The following is a 1,301-nucleotide window of genomic DNA, read 5'->3' as shown; positions in this document are numbered from 1 at the left end:
CCCGCCAGCGGGAAGTCCGACGGCGTCAGCCCTTGCGGTGCCTGGCAGTGCTCGACCAGCGCCGCCAGCTCCGCCTCGTAGGCCCGCGCCAGCCGCTCGATGGTCGCGCGGGCGAACATCTGCCCGCTGAAGCTGAACGCCAGGCTCAGCTCGCCGCCATACACCTGGCCATTGAGCACCAGCCAGTTGCCCAGCGGCGCCAGCGGGCTCTGCTCCTCACCTGCACTTTCGGCGGCCGGCACGAACAGCGCCCGCTCATCGAACTGGCCATCGAGCTGGCCCAGGTAGTTGAAGGTGATGCGCGGCACCGGCAGCTCGGCCAGGCACGTGCGCGCAGCCTCGTCGCCCAGGTAGCGCAAAACACCGAAACCGATGCCTTTGTGCGGCACGCCGCGCAGTTGTTCCTTGACCTGCTTGATCGAGGCGCCAAGCTCGGCGGCCGGGGTCAGCCGCACCGGGTAGGCGCTGGTGAACCAGCCCACCGTACGGCTCAGGTCGATGTCATCAAACAGGTCTTCGCGGCCATGGCCTTCCAGTTCCACCAGCGCCGAATCGGCGCCGCTCCAGCGGCACACCACCCGGGCCAAGGCAGTCAGCAGCAGGTCGTTGACCTGGGTGCGGTAGGCCGCCGGGGCCTGTTGCAGCAAGCGCCGGGTCAGCTCGGCACCCAGGCGTGCCTGCACGCTCTGGCGGTGACGGTTCTGCAGGCTGGCGCCCGGCTCGGCCTCGGGCAGGCCCTGCGGCGCACCGGTCAGTTGCCCTTGCCAGTAGGCCAGCTCGTTGCCCAGGCTTGCGGCATGCTGCTGCAGGCGTTCGCCCCAGGCCTTGAAGGCGCTGGTCTTGGCCGGCAGTTTCGGCGTGCTGCCCGCCAGGGCCTGGCGGTAGGCATCGTGCAGGTCTTCCAGCAGCACGCGCCAGGACACGCCATCGACCACCAGGTGGTGGATCACCAGCAGCAGGCGCTGGCCACCGTCGGCCAGCTCGATCAGCACTGCACGCAACAGCGGGCCCTGGGCCAGGTCCAGGCTACGCTGGGCCTCTTCGCAGGTCGCCTCGATTTCCTCGGCGCTGCGCAGTGCGGCACGCCACAGCAATGGCTGGGCCGGTTGCAGCGGACCGTGCTCAGCGCTGCCGTCGGCAAAGCGCAGGCGCAGGGCGTCATGCTGGGCGTACAGTGCAAGCAGCGCCTGCTCCAATGCGGCGGCATCCACCGTTTCGGTGCCGCGCAGCAACAGCGACTGGTTCCAGTGCTGCGGCTCGCTCATGCGCTGGGCGAAGAACCACTGCTGGAACGGCAGCAA

General features: G+C 69.4%; 1 protein-coding gene. It reads right to left on the bottom strand.

Features of this window, described 5'->3' with window-relative positions:
- The coding region (locus DMX12_RS28790) for a condensation domain-containing protein (RefSeq protein WP_256599250.1) at positions 1-1,301 on the bottom strand (1,301 nt) is incomplete at both ends.

The organism is Pseudomonas sp. MB-090624, assembly GCF_003205245.1.
GTDB lineage: Bacteria > Pseudomonadota > Gammaproteobacteria > Pseudomonadales > Pseudomonadaceae > Aquipseudomonas > Aquipseudomonas juntendi.
This window is presented reverse-complemented; position numbering and strand designations above follow the sequence as displayed.